Raw genomic sequence first — 6,690 nt, 5'->3', positions numbered from 1 at the left:
GGTTCTGATGGGGTGGACGCCCCCCGACGGCATCGATGTGCCAAAGTGGAGGTGTTGATCAACCACTTGAAGGAGGCGTCCGTGTCGGAGGTTAGCACGATCGGTTTGGATATAGCGAAGCAGGTGTTCCAGGCTCACGGGGCGGATGCGTCGGGGCATGTCTTGTTCCGCAAGAGTGCTGCGCGGCGATCTGGACCGGAAAGAGCGTCAATCAGGACTGGAAAGTGCAGTCGCGACAAACGATGATTGACGCTGCGCGGCAAGAGGGCAAGAGGTTTCTGATTTTGCCGCGCGTCAATCAGATGGAGTTTTGATTGACGCGCGAGTTGGTGGCCGTCCGGGTCCGGCTTTTCGGTCGATCGCCGCTCTTCTTCTGAAGCTTTCAACGTTCATCTCGAAGATGGTGGCGTGGTGGACCAATCTGTCGACGGCGGCCAAGGTCATAGCTTGGTCTGGGAAAATTCGCCCCCATTCGCCGAAGGGTTGATTGGCGGTGATCAGCATGGATCGCCGTTCGTATCGGGCGCTGATGAGTTCGAACAGGACGCTGGTCTCGGCCTGATCCTTGGTGACGTAAGCAAGGTCATCGAGGATGAGCAGATGATACTTGTCGAGTTTGGCGATGGCCGCCTCGAGTTGCAGTGCTCGGCGGGCGGTCTGGAGCTTTTGGACGAGATCGGTCGTGCGGGTATGCAGGACGCGCCACCCGTTCTCGACGAGTGCGAGCCCCAGTGCCGCACCAAGATGGGATTTGCCTCCGCCAGGTGGGCCGAAGAACATCAAATTGGCGCCTTGGTCGAGCCAGCTATCGCCCGCCGCCAGGGCCATGATCTGAGCCTTGCTGACCATCGGCACCGCGTCGAACTCAAAATTGTCCAGGGTCTTTCCCACCGGCAGGCGGGCTTCCTCGACGTTACGTCGAATGCGCCGGTTCGCGCGTTCCGCCATCTCATGCTCGGCGAGCGACGCGAGGAAGCGTGCCGCTGGCCAGCCCTCCTTGTCGGCGCGCGCGGCGAAGTCGGGCCAGATGACCTTGATGGTCGGCAGCCGCAAATCATTGAGCGCCAGCGTGAGGCGACCAGTGTCGATGGCGTCTGCGCTCATGCGGCTTCTCCCACGACAATGGTGGCAAGTTCGTCGTAGGCGCTGAGGGGCATGTAGGTGACGACGATCGCGGGCAGCGCCGCGGCATCGGGCGTGAAGACCCCTCTCAGGACGCTCATATCGGGCAGGATATCGGCATCGAGGTCTCGCGTGAGACGCTCGGCAAGTTCACCTTCGCAGGCTCGGTCATGGGCCAGAGCCAGAAGATCGACCATGGTGCGGCAGGCCACACGTGCCGAGACGGTGGCCAGCAGCACGTCGAAGGTTCGGCGATAGGCTTGGCGAGGAAAGAGCTTGTCGCGATAGACCAGCCCCATGAGCGCCATCGGTTTGCGCCTCAGCGAATGGATCAGATGACGATAATCCACGACGTGATCGTGGGCCCCGCTGGCATGGGCGCGGCCGCGCGGCATGGTCATCTGCAGGGACGCACCGAGATAGACGTCCAGGCGATCGTCATAGAGCCGCGCCCGTAGCCGATGACCGATCAGCCGTGACGGCGTGCTGTAGAACACCTTGCGCAGGACGAAGCCGCTGGAGGAGGTGACCGTGACGATCGCTTCCTCGAAGTCGATCGTCCGACGCCCTGGCAACTCCCGCAAGGTTGCTCGCTCGATGTCGATGCGAGCGCCGTACTTGGCGTTGTGGCGACCGCTCACCTCATCGATGAAGCCGCGATAGGCCGTCAGGTCGACGAAGTCGCGTGAACCGCGCATGAGCACACCGTCCTCGACAGCCTTCTTGAGGTGTCCGTGGGAACTTTCGATCGATCCGTTCTCATGAGCGACACCGGTGTTGTTGCGGGTCGGCTCCATGCCGTAATGCGCGCAGAGAGCGTCATAGCGCGTGGTCAGGTCCGCCCGGGCGCCGTCATCGAGGTTGCGAAAGGCCGCCGACAAGCTGTCGCTGCGATGTTCACTCGGAGCGCCGCCCAATGCCCAGAGAGCGTTCTGAAGTCCTTCTGCCAAGGCGACGTAGCTCTCGCCGCCAAGAACGACATGCGCGTGCTCGAAGCCCGAATAGACCAGGCGGAAGTGATAGAGGCGGTGATCCAGCGGCTCCCGGGCGATGGTGATCGCCAGATCGGCCATGTCGGTGAAATCCGACAATCCCATCCTCCCCGGCTCATGGGTCTGGCGAAAGATCACCTCCTGCTCGGGACCATGAAGGCCGCGCCACCCACGGATCCGGCGTTCCATCGTCCGGCGCGTGCCGAGATAGCGTCCCGGATAACGACGGTTCATCTCCTCGATGATGGCGACTGACCTCAGGCCTGGCGCCGCGCGCAGCATGGGGACGATCTCGCTGTCCCAGATGTCGACAAGGGGGTCGGGCCGCCGCCGTTCCCGAGGAGGCTTCCCAACAGGTCGTAGGCGCAGCTCCTTCTCGAGGAGATACGCGGTCGCCGTGCTGAACCCCGCCTTGGCGCCAGCGACCGACGGCGTGTGGATGTCACGAAGCTTCATATACAGCCTCCTCTGGCAGTCGGTGAGATGGCGGCCGGTCAAACATGGCGTCCTTCATTGGCGTGAAGTCGCTGTTCTAACCGGTCGGCCTCGACTGCCAGACGGTGCGGTCCCTCAATGGGTCGCCCCGCCACCGGTGTTCTCCCTCGGTCAGGCTACGCCCTCCCTACGGGACAACACCGGTGGCCATTCTTATCCTGATTGACGCGCGTTCTGGTCCAGATCGCCGCGCAGCACTCTTGCGGAACAAGACATGCCCCGACGCATCCGCCCCGTGAGCCTGGAACACCTGCTTCGCTATATCCAAACCGATCGTGCTAACCTCCGACACGGACGCCTCCTTCAAGTGGTTGATCAACACCTCCACTTTGGCACATCGATGCCGTCGGGGGGCGTCCACCCCATCAGAACCCCGTTCGAAGCATCTGCTTGCGCCACGTATAAATCAGCCCCGTGCCAATGCCATGCCAGTCGGCTACGACCTGCGCCACCGAACCAGGCACCAAGGTCTCGCGGACGATGGCCAGCTTGGCCGCCGAGCTCCACCGCCGCCGACGCTCCGGCCGGACACGCATCTCGACGCGGTCCGGAAGAGTGCTCATACGACCGTCGTATGACTGCTCATAAGAGCTTTCGTTCCCGTCCATCATGCACTGCCCCACCAACATCAATTGGCAGGATGCTCAATTAGGACCGGTGCCGAAATGTGGGGCTGCGCTTTCGCTTACGGCACTCATGGTCGCCGAACAGGCGGGGGTTCCCATCGTCCCGGCCGGCATCGAGGGCTTGGAGCGCAGCCCGCTGTCCAGGCTGGACCGCACCCAGACCAATCGAACGGCGTTCCCACGCATCACTTTGACCGTCTGGCCGGGGCGGCGTCCAGACGTACCGCCCCACCTCGTCGGCCGGCCAAGACGCGAGGCCTATCTTCGCTGGCTCTCGGACCTCATGTCCGAGATGGCGTTCCGCACTACAAAGGTCGATCTCACATTGATCCAGGCTATTCGGGCGGCGGGCGACAGCGTGGGCATGGGCCGTGAAGCGGTGGCGGATCCGATCCGAGGCGTCCTCTCCTATCGCAAGTTGCTCGCCGGCGCAGCGATCTACGGCCGCCGATTCATCGCGATGGGCTTCCAACCCCGCTCCCGGGTTGGCGTCCTCCTGCCCAACGCCGGCGGCACACTGGTCTCGCTGCTCGGTCTTACGAGCGCCGGTATGGTGCCAGTCATGCTCAACCCACGCGGTGGAGCGTCCGCCCTCGACGCCGCCCGCCGCGCAACCGCTTTTACCCACATCATCACCGCGCGTGCCCTCATCGACCGCCTGGGGCTCCATGCTGTCGTCGAAGGCCTGGGGCGGAATGGGGTCTCGTTCCACTACCTGGAGGACATCCAGCCCTCCCCTCGGGGAGAAGGTAACGGGCCTCCTGCGAGGCGGCCGAGCCCTGGTGGCCTCCCGACGACGACGCGATCATCCTGATGACCTCGGGCTCTTCGGGAACACCTAAAGCCATAGTTCACAGCCACCGGGGTCTGATGACCAATGTCGCTCAGGTCGGCGCCGTCATCGACTTCGGCCGCCGTGACAGGGTGTTGAATGCCATGCCCCTCTTCCACGCCTTCGGTCTGTCCAGCGGCACACTCTAGCCCCTGGTTAGCGGCGCCCGGGTGTTTCTCTACCCGAACCCGCTCGACTACCGTGGCGTCCCTTACGCTGCCGACATGCTCAACTCGACGGTCATGTTTGTCACCCAAGTCTTCGCCGAAGGCTACCTTCGGCGTGCCGACACGCGGGCCTTTCGTTCGGTGCGGCTGGTCGTGGGAGGGGCCTCCAAGTTCCGGGAATCGACCATCGCCGCCTGGCCATGATCGATACGGAGGCGTCCGCTCAAGGGCAGCACCTCGAAGCAGACGGGAGAGGGCCGCCATCCCCGGCGGCGGTGCGACCGGACGCCAAGGGAAGTATCGTCGTCAATCCGACGATACTTCCCTTTTCTACCATAGTCCCAATCCATGTGTTTCGTCGTTGTCTCGAGGGCGAGCGCTCCCGTCATCGGACGGCATCATCGCGGCTCTCGGCGTTTGCCGATTTTGTGATAGCTACGCTTCAACTTGGCACGTCCGGCAGTAGCATACGAAAGTTCGCGAATTCTGGATTCTTGTACAGGCCGGTGACATAGGCTTTGTAAGCGTCAGGATCGACGGCCGCATCGTCAGATTGCCAGCTTGGACGGGGACGGCACGGCAGCTTGGGATCAATTTTGCAAACCGTGTCGGGACGGACTAGCTCACTATAGGCGAAAACGCTCTTGGGCACCGGCACGCCCGCAAGGATGGCGAGTGCCGCCGGCACAGCGGCATTGGCATAATCCTGCGGAAAGAACGAGACGGTGCCGATGAAGGATGGGTCGGTCGCGATCACGTCCAGTCGCTCGCCGCCCATGCCGCAGGCCAGTGTCTTGTCGTTGCGCCCAGCAACGGAGACGGCCCGCAACGCGCCAGCCAGCTGCTCGTCGCTAAAGGACGTCAGCAGGATAGGCTTCGACGGATCGAGCCTCCCGAGGACACTGTTCATCCGCTCGAAGCCACTGTCGGCCGTGCCCGTCATGTCCAGCCAGATGACCTGAGCGTCCGGCAAGCCCTTAAGCACCGAGCGGATGCCAGCTTCCTCGGACATGTTGCGCAGAATACCATTGGGACCCACGGCCCGGAAGGAGGCGACGATGACGTTGGCCTGCATGGCGACCGCCTGGCCCCATTTGGCAATGGCCGATTGCGCGAGATAGGTGCCCGAGCGGAATCCGGCCGAGGCATTATTGACACCGACCCATTCCGTGCCGGGGATCGGGATATCGAGGGAAATGATCGGAACGCCCGCACGGTCGAGGGGGCGTTTGACTGCTTCCGCGAAATGGATGTCGAGCAGGCTGTTGATGACGAAATCGACATGACGGAGGGCGAAGGTCTGTGCATTCGCGACGTTGCGCTGTGGGTCCCAGACGTTGTCGGCGACCACAAGATCAATCCCGGCGGCGTCACAGAGGGATTGGATGCCCTGACGGTTGAGCTGAGAGAAGGGCGATGAGCCACCCCACATCGTATAGCCGAACAGGTAGCGGCTGCCGTTGCTCGGCTTTGTCTTGGCCAGGGCGGCCGCGACCATCTGCTTCAGGGTGTCGGCCGAAGGCGCCGTGGGCCCGACATTGGCGAAGTCGAAACCTGGGAAGTCGGCAGCTTTGGATAAGGCGGTCCCCGCGACCATGGTGGCGCCGAAGGCGGTGGCACCATGGATGAAGTGGCGGCGCGTCGTCATGGATGTCTCCCGTTTTTTATTGTTTTTATTGAAGGTTCACGAACATGCCGCCATCCACGAGAAGAGCGGCGCCGGTGACGTAGCGGGCGAGATCGGATGCCAGGAAGACGACGCAACCTGCGACATCGTCCGGCTGGCCCACACGGCCAAGCGGAATACGTTTTGCGAAATAGGCGGCCTTCTCGGGGTCGTTGATGTCCTCCCGGTTGAGGTCGGTCTCAATCGCGCCAGGCAGGACGGAGTTGCAGCGGATGCCGTATGGACCGAGGGCGATCGCGCAGGATTGCATCAGCGAATGCACGCCGGCTTTGGTCGGCGTGTAATGCGTTTGCATCCCGCCGCCGACGAGGGCGCTGATGGAACTTGTGGCGATGATGGCGCCCCCGTCGCCCTGGAGCTTCATCTGGAGGGCGGCTGCCTGGGTGACATAGAATGCGCCTTCGAGGTTGACGCTCAAGGTCCGTTTTAGCATCTCGGGGGGCAGGTCGATGAAGCTGTGAAACGGGCAGATGCCCGCGTTACTGGCCAGCACGTCGACGCGCCCGAAGGCACTCACCGTCGCCGCAACCAGCCCCTTGCCGGTTGCAGGATCGGCGACGTCGCCTTCGACGGAGATCACCCGGCGGCCGAGCGCGCGAATGGCCTCGGCGACGTCGTCCGCGGCGCCCCGCTTGTCATATGTCGCGTCGTTGTCGCGCCAGTAGTTCAAGGCGACGTCTGCGCCATGCTCGCCACAGGCGATTGCGATGGCACGGCCGATGCCACGGGACGCCCCCGTGACGATGACGGATTTCCCGGCGAGCAGCAT

Annotated in this window: 8 protein-coding genes and 2 pseudogenes; 4 read left to right on the top strand and 6 right to left on the bottom strand. The window is 63.1% G+C overall.

The features are described 5' to 3' along the window. Positions 1-81: 81 nt before the first annotated feature. A pseudogene (locus QP803_RS24250) lies at positions 82-186 on the top strand (IS110 family transposase); the annotation flags it as partial. A gap of 108 nt (positions 187-294) precedes the next feature. On the opposite strand, the gene istB reads toward QP803_RS24250, so the two are convergent. The 4 genes and pseudogenes from istB to QP803_RS23450 all read right to left on the bottom strand — a co-directional run bounded on the left by istB (position 295) and on the right by QP803_RS23450 (position 3,172). Beyond that, positions 295-1,104 (bottom strand): IS21-like element helper ATPase IstB, encoded by an 810-nt coding sequence (gene istB, locus QP803_RS23460; RefSeq protein ID WP_284945084.1) that lies wholly within the window; start codon positions 1,102-1,104, stop codon positions 295-297. Further along, on the bottom strand, positions 1,101-2,612 hold the full coding sequence (istA, locus tag QP803_RS23455; RefSeq protein ID WP_434082937.1) for an IS21 family transposase: 1,512 nt from the start codon (positions 2,610-2,612) through the stop codon (positions 1,101-1,103). The genes istB and istA overlap by 4 nt, the downstream gene beginning before the upstream one ends. Before the next feature lie 184 nt (positions 2,613-2,796). After that, a pseudogene (locus tag QP803_RS24245) lies at positions 2,797-2,901 on the bottom strand (IS110 family transposase); the annotation flags it as partial. A gap of 73 nt (positions 2,902-2,974) precedes the next feature. After that, positions 2,975-3,172, bottom strand: a complete 198-nt coding sequence (locus QP803_RS23450; protein WP_284948218.1) for a transposase — start codon at positions 3,170-3,172, stop codon at positions 2,975-2,977. Between the two features lie 133 nt (positions 3,173-3,305). On the opposite strand from QP803_RS23450, the gene QP803_RS23445 reads away from it, so the two are divergent. The 3 genes from QP803_RS23445 to QP803_RS23435 are packed head-to-tail and all read left to right on the top strand — an operon-like array spanning position 3,306 to position 4,438. Beyond that, the gene (locus tag QP803_RS23445) at positions 3,306-4,049 is read left to right on the top strand and encodes an AMP-binding protein (RefSeq protein WP_284948217.1); all 744 of its coding nucleotides are present in this window, start codon (positions 3,306-3,308) and stop codon (positions 4,047-4,049) included. Further along, positions 4,049-4,216 (top strand): AMP-binding protein, encoded by a 168-nt coding sequence (locus QP803_RS23440; protein ID WP_284948216.1) that lies wholly within the window; start codon positions 4,049-4,051, stop codon positions 4,214-4,216. The genes QP803_RS23445 and QP803_RS23440 overlap by 1 nt, the downstream gene beginning before the upstream one ends. Positions 4,217-4,237: 21 nt before the next feature. Continuing rightward, on the top strand, positions 4,238-4,438 hold the full coding sequence (locus QP803_RS23435; RefSeq protein WP_284948215.1) for a hypothetical protein: 201 nt from the start codon (positions 4,238-4,240) through the stop codon (positions 4,436-4,438). Between the two features lie 238 nt (positions 4,439-4,676). On the opposite strand, the gene QP803_RS23430 is transcribed toward QP803_RS23435, so the two are convergent. Further along, complete coding sequence (locus QP803_RS23430; RefSeq protein WP_284948214.1) at positions 4,677-5,882, bottom strand: sugar ABC transporter substrate-binding protein; 1,206 nt, start codon at positions 5,880-5,882, stop codon at positions 4,677-4,679. A gap of 25 nt (positions 5,883-5,907) precedes the next feature. Then, positions 5,908-6,690, bottom strand: a complete 783-nt coding sequence (gene lra1 / locus QP803_RS23425) for an L-rhamnose 1-dehydrogenase Lra1 (protein WP_284948283.1) — start codon at positions 6,688-6,690, stop codon at positions 5,908-5,910.

It is taken from the genome of Acidisoma sp. PAMC 29798 (assembly GCF_030252425.1).
Classification (GTDB): domain Bacteria; phylum Pseudomonadota; class Alphaproteobacteria; order Acetobacterales; family Acetobacteraceae; genus Acidisoma; species Acidisoma cladoniae.
This window is presented reverse-complemented; position numbering and strand designations above follow the sequence as displayed.